This window comes from Providencia stuartii, assembly GCF_029277985.1.
GTDB lineage: Bacteria > Pseudomonadota > Gammaproteobacteria > Enterobacterales > Enterobacteriaceae > Providencia > Providencia zhejiangensis.
The window spans coordinates 2,423,847-2,439,884 of sequence record NZ_CP119546.1 but is presented as its reverse complement, the minus strand read 5'-3'; the positions used below and the strand labels follow the sequence as shown (position 1 = coordinate 2,439,884).

Genomic DNA, 16,038 nt, shown 5'->3' with positions numbered 1-16,038 from the left:
GAGTAACGCCGGTTTTTACCGGCGTTACTGTGATGAGTATATAAAAAGAGAAATTTGTTTTGAATTATCGTTTAGTAACAACGGACAGTGAGCTTGCACAAGTATGTCAGCAGGCAAGTGAAGCTGATTGGCTTGCATTGGATACCGAATTTGTCCGTACTCGAACTTATTATCCACAATTAGGTTTGCTACAGCTTTATGATGGAAAACAAGTTTCATTGATCGACCCTTTATCAATCAGCGACTTTTCACCGTTTAAAGCGTTGCTGACTAATCAGACTGTCACTAAATTTTTGCATGCAGGTAGTGAAGACCTTGAAGTATTTTTGCATGACTTTCAATGTGTCCCTGAGCCGATGGTTGATACCCAAGTGATCGCCGCATTTTTAGGTTACCCAATTTCGTGTGGCTTTGCCTCTTTAGTTGCAGAATATCTAGGGGTAACGCTGGATAAAAGTGAATCTCGAACCGATTGGTTAGCGCGTCCACTCAGTGAAAAACAATGCCTATATGCGACAGCAGATGTTTTATATCTGTTGCCATTAGCGAAAATTCTCATGCAAAAAGTGGAAGAAGCGGGCTATCTTGCTGATGCCTTAGAAGAGTGTCAAAGAACCGTTGAGCGGAGACAGAAAATCACGGATCCGGCGCTAGCCTATCGAAACATCACGAATGTGTGTCAGCTTAAAGATGAACAGCTTGCTTGTTTGCAAATGCTGGCTGAATGGCGTTTAAATCAGGCTAAAGCACGTGATATGGCCATTAATTTTGTTGTTAAAGAAGAACATTTATGGAAGGTGGCTCGTTACTTGCCTAGTTCGTTAGGTGAACTTGATGCTTTGGGACTCACGGGGCAAGAAATCCGATGTCACGGAAGACGATTGCTCAGTATTGTGGAAAAAGCCAAACAAATGAATGAAAGCGACTATCCGCCAATGGTTGCAAACTTGAACGAACAATCCCAGTATAAAAGTTTATTTAAAGAAATTAAGGCGGTAGTAAAAGAAATCGCTGAACATGAAAAATTTAATGCTGAATTACTGGCATCTCGTCGACAAATTAATCAGTTGTTATCGGTACATTGGGGGATTAAATCCTTGTCTAAGCAGCCTGAATTATTAGATGGCTGGCGAGGTCGCTTGCTAGCGGAACCCATTACAAAACTGCTTAATCAAACACACTAGTTTGTATCCCCGCGTTATTCGACCAAATTGTAGCCTTAAATCGAGCTTGCTGGATTTAAGGCTCTCTCAACAAAGAATAACATAGCGTTAATGAGACCTTGGGTAAAACTGCCCATATAATCCTTAGGCATATTAAAAGCATTTTATTCACTCTTTGTGAAAGGTTGTTTCTGTATTTTCAAAAACAATCAAAGAACAATATTTAGCCAAAATAGCAGGCAAGATGTGGAATGAAGTTTATCATTTTAAAGTTATTGTTAATCGCCTCTATTCCTGAAAAGATAACTGACCCATTATTTTGTCGATCTTGTATACAAGTTTTATTGCCGATGAGTCTTTATTTTGGTGAAGAGGATTAAAATTAGCGTGAATAGATAGTGCGTTATGCTAATAGGGTAATCTACAAGATGCGGTGTTTAACATTTGGTTATATTGCAAGCAGAGAGCTTATCTAAAAGAATCGAAAACATTATTTTAGCGATAGAAAACCCAAGCCATAAAAAATATTATGGCTATTTAGCTTACTAATGATTAAGCCAATTCAATTGACTGAAAAACTGATAAAGCGAGCCGCTATTTATCACTTAAAAACAACGGCTATTTGCTATGATTATTTCTCAGTTGTTTTTAGCTCATCACCTTCAGGTAATGTCACGTTCAATTCAAGTACTGAGATATCGTCGTCTTTTTGTTCGAATTGTACAGAAAGCATCTCAGGGTCAACTTGAACATACTTACAAATAACCTGTAAAATATCTCTTTTCATATCAGCAAGATAAGGAGGTTCACTATCACCGCGGCGACGTTCTGCTACGATGATTTGCAATCGCTCTTTTGCGATATTTGCTGTCGGTTTTTTCCGCGACAGAAAGAAATCCAATAAAGCCATTATTTACCCCCCAAATAGGCGTTTCAAGAAACCTTTTTTCTCTTCTTCAATGAATCGGATAGGGCGCTCTTCACCTAAAATACGATCAACACAGTCGCTGTATGCCTGACCAGCATCAGATTCTGTGTCTAAAATCACAGGTTCACCTTGGTTTGATGAACGTAATACGGATTGATCTTCAGGGATCACACCAATTAATGGAATGCAGAGTATTTCTAAGACATCTTCCATACTCAACATATCGCCACGAGTCACTCTTCCTGGATTATAACGGGTTAATAATAAGTGCTCTTTGATAGGGTCTAAACCTTTTTCGGCGCGGCGTGATTTAGAGGCAAGAATACCTAGGATGCGGTCAGAATCGCGTACTGAAGAGACTTCTGGGTTGGTAGTGATAATCGCTTCATCTGCAAAGTAAAGTGCCATCAATGCACCACTTTCGATACCTGCTGGTGAATCACAGACAATAAAGTCGAATGCTAATTCATTACCTAATTCGTCGAGTATCTTTTCAACGCCTTCTCGAGTAAGGGCATCTTTATCACGAGTTTGTGATGCAGGTAGAATATAGAGATTCTCTGTACGTTTATCTTTAATGAGTGCCTGATTTAACGTGGCATCACCTTGAATGACGTTAACGAAGTCATACACTACTCGGCGTTCACATCCCATGATAAGGTCGAGGTTACGCAGACCGATATCAAAATCGATCACAACTGTTTTTTTCCCTCTTTGTGCTAGGCCTGTAGCTATGGCCGCGCTTGAAGTGGTTTTACCTACGCCACCTTTACCAGATGTAACAACAATTATGCGTGCCATGAATAATTCCTTGTAAATAAGGTCTAAATTAAGTTTTCAATATTTAATCTGTTATCAACGAGACAAAGTTTCGCTGCTTTGCCGAGAAATTCAGAAGGGATCTGATCACTCAGCCAATATTCACCCGCAATAGACACCAATTCGGCTTGCAGGTGTGTACAAAAAATTTGGCTTTCAGTATCACCAGAGGCGCCCGCAAGAGCTCGACCTCTCATTATGCCATATATATGAATATTACCATCTGCAAGTAATTCTGCACCTGCGCTGATATTACTTGTGACAATAAGATCACTATTTGGGGCATAAATTCGTTGACCTGAACGAACTGGGCTATTAATAATTCGAGTTTTTCGATAACTAAACTCAGGGTCCGCTGGCGAAGCAATTTCAACGTTAGACGGCGTTGATTCAGGCTGAATGTCAACGGCTTTTTGGCTTTTGCCTTCACTCAGTACCGCTAAACCTGCATCACTGACTTTCTTCCGTAATAAAGGGTCGGTGCATCCACTTATTCCGACAACCCTTAAACCAACTGATATAACAGCCTTATGGATACTGTATAAATCCGCATTCGCTGTTAAATCGGCAATATTAATAACCACAGGCGCGTTTTTAAGGAAGTCAGGTGCTTGACTTACCTTATCTTGAAGCGCTTTTTTGATGAGTTTAGTTTCTTCACTACGTAAGTGAAGCACTGAAAGAGTAAAGCTACTGCCTTTGAGTTCTATTGGCGACTGTGACATCTATCCGGGCTCAGCAAATTAAAATATCCGAAACAAACTTCGGGAGACGATATTCTGTAAAACAATAGCATGTTATAGTTACTGCATTCCTCAAGCAAGCCAATGAACCAAGAAAAAGAGTTAAATATAATGATTTGTGCAATATATCGTAGTCCTAACCGTGATCAAACATATCTTTATATTGAGAAGAAAGATGATTTTTCTCGAGTCCCCGAAGAACTGATGAAACAATTCGGCGTTCCACAGTTTGCGATGACATTATCCCTTACAAACCGCGATAAATTGGCAAATGCTGATATTGAAAAGGTCAAAGCAGATTTAATTGAAGTCGGATATTATCTTCAATTTCCACCACCAGTTGAAAATTTACTCGCTGAATATCGTGAGTCTTGTAGCGAATAAAATTAGGATAATCCTGAAATGATAATTGACCGGTGGGAGTGATGAAATGAAACCAACTTTACTATTTACTTTAATTAGCGGCTTATTTTTAGTGAGTTGTTCAGCGAAGCCACCGGTTTCAGCTGCACCGAAGCAATTGACTACTCAACAAAATGTCGCAATTGCGCAAGAAGTTGAAGCGCTAGATAAAGCATTTCCAATTGAAAATCGTGAGCCATCACAATTTCCGGCTTATGTTGAGTTATTAAAACAGCACGCGATAGCGCAAGGAATTAAACCGAGCACAGTTGAACGGGGATTCGCTAATATCCATTTTATTGAGCGTGTGGTTAAGGCCGATAAAGGGCAACCTGAAAAAAGAGCCACCGTGACTTTAGAAAGCTATTTAAAGAATGTGTTACCCGCCTCGCGCATTAACGCAGGTGCTCAAAAATATTGGGAAAACGAAGCAATCTTAAATGCGGTTAGCAAACGTTATGGTGTTCCGCCTCAATATATTGTTTCTTTGTGGGGACTAGAGAGTGGATTCGGTCGTTCCCAAGGTAAAGAAGATGTTATTTCAGCATTAGCAACACTTTCATTTGAAGGGCGTCGTGAAGCTTTATTTAGCAAACAATTGCTAGCTGCATTGGAAATTATGGACAAAGGCTATATCCCAGAAGATCAGCAATTAAAAGGATCTTGGGCTGGAGCCATGGGGCAAAGCCAATTTATGCCAACATCGTATTTGTCTTATGCGGCGGACGGTGATGGTGATGGAAAAATGGATATTTGGAATAACACGGCAGATGTTTTTGCCTCCATCGCGAATTATCTTTCGACAGAAGGCTGGCAAGCCGCTTTACCGTGGGGTTACCAAATTACATTACCTGCTGATTTTGATAAACAGCTCGAAGGGGTTAAAGCAGAGCAGGGTAAAACCGTTGCTCAGTGGCAACAACTTGGCGTCAAATTACCAGCATTCGCACAATTACCGTCCAGTGTAAAAACATGGGTTGTTATCCCTGATGATCCGCAGGGGCGCGCATACTTAGTGACAGAAAATTTCCGCACTATTATGCATTGGAATCGCTCATATTACTTTGCTTTGAGTGTATGCTTGATGGCTGACGGCGTTGCTCAAAAAATACAATAACGATAATAGGAGTTACAACTATGTACCAACATCGTGACTGGCAAGGTGCCTTATTGGATTTTCCTGCAAATAAAGTCGTTTGTGTTGGCAGTAATTACGCAAAACACATTAAAGAGATGGGCTCCGCACACCCAGAAGAACCTGTTATTTTTATTAAACCTGAAACTGCATTATGTGATGCAAACCAGCCGATAGTGATCCCAAAAGATCTGGGAGCAGTGCATCATGAGATTGAATTAGCTGTCTTGATTGGTATGCCATTAAAGAATGCCGATGAAGATCGGGTTTCTCGTTCAATTGCGGGTTTTGCGGTGGCGTTAGATTTAACGCTACGAGATTTACAAGCAAAATTTAAGAAAGCGGGACAACCATGGGAAAAAAGTAAAGCATTCGATGGGTCTTGCCCAATTTCGGGTTTTATTCCTGTCAATAGCTTTGGTGACCCACAAAGTGCCCAACTGTCCTTAGAGATTAATGGCGAAATTCGCCAGTCAGGCTCGACTCGTGATATGATCACGCCCATATTGCCATTGATTAGTTATATGTCTCGCTTTTTTACCTTACGTGCGGGGGATATTATTTTGACAGGAACCCCAGAAGGTGTGGGACCATTGACATCGGGTGATATGTTAAAGCTCTCAATTAATGATCACTCGTTAACGACCAGAGTGATATAAGTATAGGATTATTAAGTATTATGTCTCAGCCTTTCTGGCAGGTAAAAACGTTAGATGAAATGACTGACGATGAATGGGAATCACTGTGTGACGGTTGTGGGCAGTGCTGCTTGCATAAACTGATGGATGAAGACACAGATGAAATTTATTTTACTAATGTGGCTTGTAATCAATTAAATATCAAAACGTGCCAGTGTAAACATTATGAAGACCGTTTCAGCTATGAGGCAGATTGTATCAAACTTAATCGATACAATTTAGAGACGTTTGAATGGCTACCACATACTTGTGCTTATCGTCTGTTGCTTGAAGGGAAAACATTGCCTGCATGGCATCCGTTAAAGACGGGGTCAAAAGCGGCGATGCATGCGGAAAGGATTTCTGTGCGGCACATAGCCGTTAGGGAAAAAGATGTGGTTGAGTGGGAAGACCATATAATGAACCGTCCCGTAGACAGAACATAATCACGTGTTCATTGACACGGGATCATATAATAGCCCTATTCGATAGGGCTCATACTGCTGACAAACCTATTATGTTTGGCGGCAAGTCAAATGGGTTTTTGAAAATAAACGAGGAAAATCAATTTATTGATTTTCGGCTGATAACACAAAGCGGGAAAAATCACGCTTTTATCCCGCTTTGTCAACAACCTCAGCCTTATTCGATAGGGCTGTTACTGCAACCGCTTGTATCACTTCCTAAACCGTATTTAAAACTCTTCATACACTGCTGGGTCTTGGTTTCTTAGTCTTCCCTCTACTGAAGATAATGCATTTATTGCCTGCATATCTTCTGACGACAGGATAAAATCATAAACATCAATATTTTCAATCTGACGAGTTGAGTGCGCGGATTTTGGTATCGGCAATGCACCTAATTGTAAATGCCAGCGCATGATAATCTGTGACACAGTCTGATTATATTTTTTAGACAAATTGACCAGCGTTGGGTGAGAGAATAAATTTCCAGCTCGTCCTAATGGACTCCATGACTGCGTAATAATGCCTTTTGATGCATGATATTGACGCTGTGTTGCTTGGTTAAAGTTAGGGTGTAATTCTATCTGGTTAATGACAGGGAGCACGCCTGTTTCTTTTTCTAAAATCTCGATGTGCTCAGGAAGAAAATTACAGACACCAATGCTTCTTATTAAGCCAGAGCGTTGTGAGTCGATTAAAGCTTGCCAAGCTTCAACGAACGTTCCTCTTTTCGGGTTTGGCCAGTGGATCAAATACAGGTCAATATAGTCTAATCCTAGACGTGTGATAGATTCTTGAATCGTCTGTATTGCGTTATTATATTGCTGGTGGCGCCCTGGTAACTTTGAAGTCACACTGATTTGATCTCTTGGAATAGAACTATTTTTTATTGCTCTACCGACGATGCCTTCATTTTCATAATTAAATGCAGTATCGAGTAAACGGTAGCCATTGTTTAAAGCGCTTTCAATGATCCGCGTGCCCTGTAAGCCTTTTAAAGCATATGTTCCAAAGCCAATTTGAGGAATTTGGAATCCATCGAGTAATTCATATGTCGGGCTCATAGTGCCTCCTGTTGATATTAGCATTACATTCAATATATCAACCTTGTCGAAACTTATTTTGTCGATTTGGGTAGTACTAACAGCATGGTTATTGCAATAATGAGTGCGCAAATTGTGAGCAATACTCGGTCGAACGCGAGGATTATAGGTCCAGCGGTAGCGGTAATATTAAAAGTCAATGCAATGGCAGTTAAACAGAATGTCCAATAACCGTAGCGTTTAGCCCCAATTATTAACATGGCAAATAATAATAATCCCACCAGTGAGACGTGTAATAGTTGATTTTCATAAAAACCAAGTAACAATCCGCCAACAGCAGCGCCCAGTAAGGTGCCTATCCCCCGTTGTTTTAATCGCGCCCACGTCGCCATACGCTCAGATTTCATCACCCTTAAACCCGCAGCCGGTAACCAACAAGGATGTGAGCTAGGCAATAGCGTCGCGAGCACACTGCCTATTAGTGCGACTAAGACCATTGCAATGGAGAAGCGTTGTACCGCTGGAGAATGTAAGTCAATATGAGTGGCAGAAGCGGGGGCTTCATTTCGAGGGAGCTGAAGATAAGAAATGATAACGCCCCAACAGGTACCGAGTGTAAATGCACAACTATAAAATAAACTCCCTTGGGAAGGTATTTGTCCTATTGAAAGAAAATAAGCCAATACGCCTAATGCGATAGGTAAACGCAAATACGTGGCTCGTAATTCAGCATAGCCTTGAATAAGGGCACCAAGAGCAGCATAAATAAAAAACAAAAGGCTACCTAAAGTGACATTAATCCCGATGATTGCAAAGACAGATAAAATCCCAGCCCCTTGTAGTAATACGGGAATTGGATTTTTTTTGGGTAATTTAGGGTATGAAACCACTAATAAATAAGCACCAAAGGACATAAGAGTGCCAAACATGGCTTGTCCATAGAATATACCGAAAATCCAAGGAGCAATAACCCATAGAGAGAGTAAAAGTGCACTACGGATTTGGTGCAAAGAAATTGACATCAGAAGTTCTCGCTTCTCATTTTATGATATAGGCCAAATTTGTTTAGTATGAATACTGTAATCAATGAGTAACTTACTGACAATATTATAATTTTTATATTCATTATTAGATTATCAAAAGGGTAAATGGCGTTGTTTTCAATTAATTCGACATGCAACTAGTCTCAAGTCTCTTTTTATCAATACATATATTGATTAATTTCAGTTGTTTGTATCGTTATCTTCTGTTTTTGTAAAATTAAGTAATTAAGACCTGTCTTTGGCTTGACTATGGCATGGTTAACCCTCTAAAGGGGGAAATTAAAATGCATCAAATGAAAACAGAGGTTGTCGTCATTAGGTTAACTAAAAAAGAGAGAGCGGAGCTTGACGCAAAAAAAACGAAGCCCATCCTTTCTGAATGGATGAAAGAACTTGCCTTTGCCGCACCAGATCATCCCGAGAATAATGATATTGAGCACAAGTCTTCATAGTGCCATTACAGCGCGGTTATTGAGCGCACTTGGTCATAAACATCGGGATACGCCACTCACCAATTTGAAGGCAATTAACGCATCTTTACTGCGCTATAGCTATAGCGTGAATTGCATTCGCTTAATAGCGCATAAAGGTTAACTGCTACCTGTACTCTATGGCGCTTTTCTCTTGCGGATGGGGTGTTTTACTGTTCGTACCAATGGACATCATATGACTTTGCCAATGGCGGAAAGGGATAGAGTGATAGATTAACAAATAAGATTAATTAATGTACAGCTCATAGATTGAAAGAGATCTAACTCTCACTTTTAACGACAATAGATATTCAATATATGATGTGTGTTTTATGTTATGGCCCGAATAAGTTGTATAAAATGTGGCTATTTTAGCAATTAGCATCTACATTTTTAGTTAGATTATAGGATTCCTAATAGATAGGGGCTTTAATCGAATATCGATTTTAGTTAGGTTTGGTTGAAATGTGAGCTATTTTTACTCTGTAGATGAGTTTTAAGAGTTTTCTGAATGCCGATTTATAGACCTATGTTACCCAGAAAACAAATTATTTTTTAATATTAATTATCAATTGGTTACAATTTTAAAATAATTTGAATAGATAAAATTTTATGTAGAAAAAACGGCTATATATCAAATTAATTGATAACATTTACTAACAGAAGACGTTGATGCTCCATTATTCATTAAAACATTTTTAGTTATTGGCAAGAAATAAAATATTAAATTAATAAAAATTATCAAAATCCAAGTAAATTTAGCTTAGATATTTCACTTGCTAGACTAATATTATCAATATCAACACTAACGATATTGGTTATACCCAGTATTTTATCACCACAATATCTCTTTGTTAGCTTAACTTCTCAGAATTACTCCAATAGTGAGTAAATAGTCCAATTATGATGTGTCATCATTATTTCATAAATATATGCTCAAATAAGAATGAATATCAACCTCTACATAACATAAAATTAATTTATATTATGCAGAGGTTAGCTATCAAATTTAGATGACTCATTCTTCAGTGGATTTTAATTTGGAATAAGTTATTACGATAATGATGGTCATATTTAGATGTATTCTGCTGTTTTCATTTTTTACAAAAAACTATCATAAGATCATTTTTTAGAATTTATTTGTAACATAAAATTGAAAAATAAATTATCAAGTGTAATAAACTTGCATAATACGAGTAATTCAGAGAATTGGCTTAATAAAATTTTTCGATCAATAGCACTCATTTGATAGGTGCCACCTATTAAAAATTACACTATGTAATAATAAAAACGATTTAATGTAATTTAAGTTTTTATGTATCCTCTCTTCGAAATCATATAGACCACGTTATGATTATTAATTCTAAGATGGACTAATTGAGATAAAACTATATTTTTAATTTAATTATTAGTAGTAGCTTAAATACACAGAAATAAATATGTGTCCGTATTAAATATATGGTGAGTACACTATGTTAATTATTTATTAAAAAACTAGGCACTTAATAAGTCCTGTTTAGTGTAATAATAAAACCCCTCATATTAGGAAATGATAATGAAAAAAGTATTACTGACAGCAGTTGCAACTGCAATTATTGGCGCATCTTCTGCTTATGCTGGAACTGAAAATGCTGGCGGTGGCCAAGTTAATTTTTACGGTAAAGTGACAGATGTTTCTTGTACCATTTCTGTTGATGGCCAAGGTAGCGATGCTAAAGTTTATTTGTCTCCTGTTTCTGTTAAAGAAGTTAAAGATGCAGGTGCAAACATTTATCTGAAACCAAAATCATTTGTGATTGATGTAACTAATTGCCAAGGCACAAATGATGACACAGTATTAAACGTTAACTGGACTGGTGGTAACGTATTGGCGGGTGCTTCTGGTGCTAACGAAGGTTATTTAGCTAACACAGATTCAACGGGTGCTAAAAATATTCAATTAGTTTTAGCAACTAACGCTGATTCTGATTTAAAAACCAAAATCAACCCAACCAGCGCTACTCAGCCTAAGCCAAAAACAATCGATATTGCTGATGGTTCACGCTTCACTTATTACGTAGGTTACGCAACTTCTACACCAGATACTGTTAGCAGCGGTATTGTAGAAAGCTACGCAACTTACGAAATTACTTACGAATAAGATTAAATTAATTTAAAAGTAATATTTATCTAAGCGGTAGGCTCACTGCCGCTTTTATTTAGAGGTTCAAATGAAAGCAATTGTTTTATTCTTCTGCTTCGTTTTCAGTGCATCTTCATTAGCGAATAATATTATTGTTAACGGCACTCGATTTATTTATCCTGGAAATGAAAAAGAAATTACAGTGCAGTTAAATAATACCGCGGATAGACCAGCCGTCGCACAAGCGTGGTTAGATACCGGTGATGCATCTGAAACACCAGATACAATAAAAACACCATTTCAAATTACGCCTCCAATATCTCGAATTGATGCGAAAGGGGGACAAACTCTCCGTATAAAATTAATGGATAAAAACCAATTAGCACAAGATCAGGAAAGTTTATGGTGGCTGAATATTTTAGATATCCCCCCCACCGTTAGAACGGCTGGAAAAGAAGATCAAAACTTTTTACAACTGGCAATTCGTTCACGTTTTAAATTTATTTATCGTCCTGTAGGTTTAGGTAGTCGTGAGTTAGCACCTGAAAAATTAATTGTCAGTGCTAATGGAAACAATTTGACCATAAATAACCCAACACCATTTTTTATTACTATTACAAAAATTTCTACAGATGGAAAAAATGGGTTAACTGATAAAGCGATTATGCTGGCACCCAAAAGCCAAAGTTCAGTGGTATTGAAAAAAGCAATTAAAGTAGGCGAAAACATTGTTTTGAACAATATCAATGATTATGGGGCGGATATAGCAGTTAAAACAACTGTTAAATAGGACAGAAAAATGAAACAGCGAGAGTTAATAAATAAATATAGTAATACACTCTCTGTGACCTGCTTTGTCACTGTATGTATGATGCCGACATTTTACGCATGGGGTGCGGAAGGTACCACCTACGAGTTTAACAGTGGATTCATAGTAGGCAGCAAAGATAATATTGATTTAGAACGCTTCAATACCGCGCCAATCAGTGAAGGTAAATATTCCGTTGATGTGTATACCAATGGCAATTGGAAAGGGCGCTATGATTTAAATGTTGTTCGACAAAAAGAAGGGCATTTAGGGATTTGTTACACGCCAATAATGTTGAGCAATTTTGGTATCGACGCAGAAAAGCTAAACCCACAACTCAATTCACAAGAGTCTACTTGTTTACCGTTAAAAGAGTGGAATGGTTTGAGCGAGGTGAATGATAAATTTCACGCATCAAATTTACGTCTAGATATCTCAGTTCCCCAAATTTACGAGCAACGTTTATCACGTGGGTATGTTGCACCACAATTCTGGGAAAAAGGTATACCCGCACTTAATGTTGCCTATATGGCCAACTACTATGATAGCCATACGAGTGGTTCTCAAGGGCAAAATGATGCCAGTGCCTATTTAGGATTAAATGCAGGGTTATCTTTTGATGGATGGCTGTTAAAGCATATTGGTAATTTAAGTTGGCAACGTTCCGGAAGCACCAGTTGGAACAGCAACCAGACATACTTGCAACGACCTATTGCAAGCATGAAGTCCAAAATGACAGCCGGTCAGTTTTACACTGATGGCGATCTGTTTGACAGTATTGGCTTGCGTGGTGCAAAAATCGCAACAGATGACAGCATGTATCCTGACGGAATGACATCTTATGCGCCTGAAATTCGTGGTGTAGCGCAAAGTAACGCATTGGTCACTGTTCGCCAAAATGGTTCTATTATATATCAAACGTCAGTACCACCTGGTCCATTTATTCTTAATGATGTTTATCCATCGGGTTATGGTAATGACTTAAATGTCACGGTAAAAGAAGCTGATGGTAGTGAAAGTAGTTTCAGTGTTCCATATTCATCATTAGCGCAACTTTTGCGTCCTGGTTTTACGCGCTATCAAGTTGCCGCGGGTAAATCGGACACAGATGGCTTGCACAATCGTCCTTATATTATGCAAGGGACTATTCAACACGGCCTAAATAACACATTTTCTCTTTATGGTGGTGTAACGGCGTTTGATGACTATCAAGCTTATTTAATTGGTACAGGTATCAATACAGGTATTGGTGCGGTTGCGCTAGATATGACGCAATCTCGAACCGCGTTAAAGCATCGAACTGATAATGGTCAGAGTTATCGCATCACTTTTAACCGATTGATATCACAAACTGATACCAATATTTCGTTGGCTGCATACCGTTATTCAACGAAAGACTATTTTAATGTTAATGATGCTCTGTATGCGATTGACTACGATAAACGTGGACTTTCGAATAATCGTTGGCGTGAAAAAAATGGCTTTAGCTACACGGTAAACCAAAACTTACCTGATGGGTTTGGCGGGCTGTATTTCACTGGTCGTATATCCAGCTATTGGGAGCGTTCTGGCACTGAAAAACAATATCAGTTTAGCTATAACAACCAATACCAACGCCTCTCTTATTCCATTAACTTTATGCGAGTCTATTCGGATAATAACAGTACCTATGGTAAGAAAGATGACCGTATTAGTTTAAACCTAAATATTCCACTCTATTTTGGTGACAACAGAAGTACCACATTAACGTCAAACACCATATTTAATAACGAGAAGTTTGGTTCAACTCAGCTTGGCGTTAATGGAACATTGGATGATGAAAATAACTGGACTTATGGACTAAACACATCAACGGCTAGCGGTGGTGAACACAGTATTGCGATGAATACAGGTTATCGTACACCTTATGTCAACACCAATGCCAACTATAGCCAAGGGCAAGGGTATCGACAGTTTGGTGTTGGTGCGAATGGCTCTGTTGTCGTCCACTCTGACGGTGTTGTGCTGACGCCAAATACGTCAACGACAATGGCACTCATTGAAGCTGAGGGAGCAGAAGGTGCTTCAGTTATCAGTGCACCAGGTGTTCGTGTTAATAAGGGGGGGTATGCGCTAGCGCCATATGTACGTCCTTATCGTATTAACAATATTGAAATTGACCCTAAAGGCAGCGCTGAAGATATCGTGTTTGAAAATACATCGAGTCAAGTTGTGCCTTATGAAGGCAGTATTGTTAAAGTGAAATTTGGAACCAAAGTTGAACGTAACCGTACTTTTAACGTTGTACGTCTTGATAAAAAACCTATGCCATTTGGTGCTGAAGTAACTAACCTTCAAGGTGAATCTATTGGTGTCGTTGGGCAGGGGGGAACAGTATTTATTAGTAACGAAGAAGCCAAAGAAGCCATTGTAAAATGGGATAATGGCCAATGTGTATTTTCTCTGGAAGCAGGAACCAGTAAGGATAGTGTATGTCGATAAATACAATTCTACGTCATGGGATAGCACTCACGGCAGTGCTATCGAGTATCTCTGCATATGCGACATGTACCCGAGACAGTCGGGTTCCAGCAGAGAATATCGATATGCAATTTGGCCGAGTTATTGTCTCACCTGATCTTCCTGTCGGTAGTGTGATACAAGAAAAAACCTGGCCGATGAAAGAAACCGGAAGCTATTGGGCAGTGTGCTATGGTGGAACTGTTTTAGATGCAATCGTCACCGCTAAAGGGGTGACGGAAGGGCCGAATAAAGTCTACAACACCAATATCCCAGGGATAGGACTACGTTTCCAACGTATGGGCGCTGTTGCAATGACTTACCCTGATACTTATAAAGTCAAAGGGGAAAGTAAAAAGAAGATCAATGTGTATTTAGCTGGCTCAACATTTAAGTTACAAATCATTAAGACAGCAGAAAATACGGGGTCAGGGAGAATTACTCAGGGTGAGTATACACGTTATGGCTATAAACCGAATTCAGTTGAACCTGCGATTATTACCTATTTATCAGCTGATGCCATTACCATCGTATCTCCGTCTTGTAAAATTACGACAGGTGCAAACCAAGACGTTCATTTAGATACCGTTAGGCGCACTGAGTTTAGAGGACGGGGAACCACAGCAGGGGAAAAACAATTTCCAATTAATCTATTATGCAATGGTGGTGTGAGTATTTCCCCGGATTCCGTTTCTGTGAATATGAATTTCTATGGCACATTAGCTCGGAATACCACCGCTAAAGATGGGGTGTTAGCGAACACCGCCAAATCATCTTCTGCGCAAGGTATTGGCGTGCAGGTTCTTACTGATAAAAGAGAAAAATTGCATTGGGGTGAAACTTATAAAGTTGGTGAGTTAGCAACCGCACGCGATAAAGCGATTAATATGAACTATATTGCCCGCTATTACCAACATGAAGATAAAATCTCTGCTGGTGAAGTGCAGGCTAAGATGCAATTCAACATAACCTATGATTAATAGGGGATCCCAATGAAAAACTGGATAATGCCGATACTTTTTTCAGTGGTAGGTTATGCAAATGCATTACCCACTTTTGAAACAAATTATGACGAAGGAAAGGTATCTTTTGCGGGGAGAGTTGTTGATGTTTCCTGTAAAGTCTCAGTGAATGATCAAGGAAGTGATGCCAATATCTATCTTGCTCCCATCTCACTGATGGAAATCAACAATAGTGCAGGTGGTGCGTATTTAAAATCTAAAATGTTCACTATCAAGTTATCGCAGTGTCAATCTGTGGAACATAATGGTGAAGTTGTTGATGCTGATCTTAATAAGCTGAGTGTCACTTGGGCTGATGGTTATTTGGTGCCGAAAACAAACTTTGAAACAGCGGGATTACTGAAAAATATGCTAGTTGATGGTGCAAAGAATATTAACTTTGCATTATCCATCAATAACAGCACCATTTTAGATGCGGATAATAAAATTATTCCTGCGGATCCTGAACAATTGAAAGTGACACCGAAAATATCAGACAATAAAGACGCCATCTTCCAATATTATATTGGTTATACTGCTGAGAATGCGAGTGAAGTGACCACTGGATTAATGGCAAGCTATGCAACGTACGAAATACAGTATAACTAACAATTTAATTTTATAAAATCAAATAAAAAAATAACATAGCAGTTAATGGGCTATGTTATTTTTTTTTTGTCCTTTTTAAAAGGTTAATTTACAGTGTTACTATTATTGAGCT

General features: G+C 38.8%; 16 protein-coding genes. 11 read left to right on the top strand and 5 right to left on the bottom strand.

Features of this window, described 5'->3' with window-relative positions:
• Positions 1-59: 59 nt before the first annotated feature.
• The gene (gene rnd, locus P2E05_RS10650) at positions 60-1,184 is read left to right on the top strand and encodes a ribonuclease D (RefSeq protein ID WP_154623131.1); all 1,125 of its coding nucleotides are present in this window, start codon (positions 60-62) and stop codon (positions 1,182-1,184) included.
• 610 nt (positions 1,185-1,794) lie between these two features.
• Here rnd and minE read toward each other — a convergent pair.
• The 3 genes from minE to minC are packed head-to-tail and all read right to left on the bottom strand — an operon-like array spanning position 1,795 to position 3,635.
• Positions 1,795-2,073, bottom strand: a complete 279-nt coding sequence (minE, locus tag P2E05_RS10645) for a cell division topological specificity factor MinE (protein ID WP_154623129.1) — start codon at positions 2,071-2,073, stop codon at positions 1,795-1,797.
• 3 nt (positions 2,074-2,076) lie between these two features.
• Positions 2,077-2,892 carry a septum site-determining protein MinD gene (gene minD / locus P2E05_RS10640; RefSeq protein WP_154623128.1) on the bottom strand — a complete coding sequence of 272 codons (816 nt, stop codon included), beginning with the start codon at positions 2,890-2,892 and terminating at the stop codon, positions 2,077-2,079.
• A gap of 23 nt (positions 2,893-2,915) precedes the next feature.
• A complete protein-coding gene (gene minC, locus P2E05_RS10635; RefSeq protein ID WP_163861855.1) occupies positions 2,916-3,635 on the bottom strand; it encodes a septum site-determining protein MinC in 720 nt (239 codons plus the stop codon).
• A gap of 129 nt (positions 3,636-3,764) precedes the next feature.
• Between minC and P2E05_RS10630 the strand changes: the two genes are divergently transcribed.
• The 4 genes from P2E05_RS10630 to P2E05_RS10615 are packed head-to-tail and all read left to right on the top strand — an operon-like array spanning position 3,765 to position 6,313.
• Entirely contained in the window at positions 3,765-4,037 is a 273-nt protein-coding gene (locus P2E05_RS10630; protein ID WP_154623156.1) for a YcgL domain-containing protein, read from the top strand.
• A 46-nt stretch (positions 4,038-4,083) separates the two neighbouring features.
• Positions 4,084-5,172, top strand: a complete 1,089-nt coding sequence (locus tag P2E05_RS10625; protein ID WP_154623124.1) for a lytic murein transglycosylase — start codon at positions 4,084-4,086, stop codon at positions 5,170-5,172.
• Between the two features lie 20 nt (positions 5,173-5,192).
• Complete coding sequence (locus tag P2E05_RS10620; RefSeq protein ID WP_154623123.1) at positions 5,193-5,849, top strand: fumarylacetoacetate hydrolase family protein; 657 nt, start codon at positions 5,193-5,195, stop codon at positions 5,847-5,849.
• A 17-nt stretch (positions 5,850-5,866) separates the two neighbouring features.
• Positions 5,867-6,313: a YcgN family cysteine cluster protein gene (locus tag P2E05_RS10615; protein ID WP_208852771.1), complete on the top strand. Its 447-nt coding sequence runs from the start codon at positions 5,867-5,869 to the stop codon at positions 6,311-6,313.
• 248 nt (positions 6,314-6,561) lie between these two features.
• On the opposite strand, the gene P2E05_RS10610 is transcribed toward P2E05_RS10615, so the two are convergent.
• On the bottom strand, positions 6,562-7,395 hold the full coding sequence (locus P2E05_RS10610) for an aldo/keto reductase (RefSeq protein WP_163861852.1): 834 nt from the start codon (positions 7,393-7,395) through the stop codon (positions 6,562-6,564).
• Positions 7,396-7,448: 53 nt separating this feature from the next.
• Positions 7,449-8,396 (bottom strand): FUSC family protein, encoded by a 948-nt coding sequence (locus P2E05_RS10605; protein WP_154623118.1) that lies wholly within the window; start codon positions 8,394-8,396, stop codon positions 7,449-7,451.
• A 305-nt stretch (positions 8,397-8,701) separates the two neighbouring features.
• Here P2E05_RS10605 and P2E05_RS10600 point away from each other — a divergent pair, with 305 nt between their 5' ends.
• From P2E05_RS10600 to P2E05_RS10575, 6 genes are all read left to right on the top strand, one after another.
• A complete protein-coding gene (locus P2E05_RS10600) occupies positions 8,702-8,869 on the top strand; it encodes an MbeCy (protein WP_154623116.1) in 168 nt (55 codons plus the stop codon).
• A 1,573-nt stretch (positions 8,870-10,442) separates the two neighbouring features.
• Positions 10,443-11,027 carry a fimbrial protein gene (locus P2E05_RS10595; RefSeq protein ID WP_154623209.1) on the top strand — a complete coding sequence of 195 codons (585 nt, stop codon included), beginning with the start codon at positions 10,443-10,445 and terminating at the stop codon, positions 11,025-11,027.
• 70 nt (positions 11,028-11,097) lie between these two features.
• A complete protein-coding gene (locus P2E05_RS10590; protein WP_154623210.1) occupies positions 11,098-11,799 on the top strand; it encodes a fimbrial biogenesis chaperone in 702 nt (233 codons plus the stop codon).
• Between the two features lie 9 nt (positions 11,800-11,808).
• Positions 11,809-14,298 carry a fimbria/pilus outer membrane usher protein gene (locus tag P2E05_RS10585; protein WP_163861846.1) on the top strand — a complete coding sequence of 830 codons (2,490 nt, stop codon included), beginning with the start codon at positions 11,809-11,811 and terminating at the stop codon, positions 14,296-14,298.
• Complete coding sequence (locus P2E05_RS10580) at positions 14,289-15,296, top strand: fimbrial protein (protein ID WP_163861843.1); 1,008 nt, start codon at positions 14,289-14,291, stop codon at positions 15,294-15,296. Before P2E05_RS10585 ends, P2E05_RS10580 begins: the two co-directional genes overlap by 10 nt.
• A gap of 12 nt (positions 15,297-15,308) precedes the next feature.
• The gene (locus P2E05_RS10575) at positions 15,309-15,926 is read left to right on the top strand and encodes a fimbrial protein (protein WP_154635556.1); all 618 of its coding nucleotides are present in this window, start codon (positions 15,309-15,311) and stop codon (positions 15,924-15,926) included.
• The last annotated feature ends 112 nt before the right edge of the window (positions 15,927-16,038 follow it).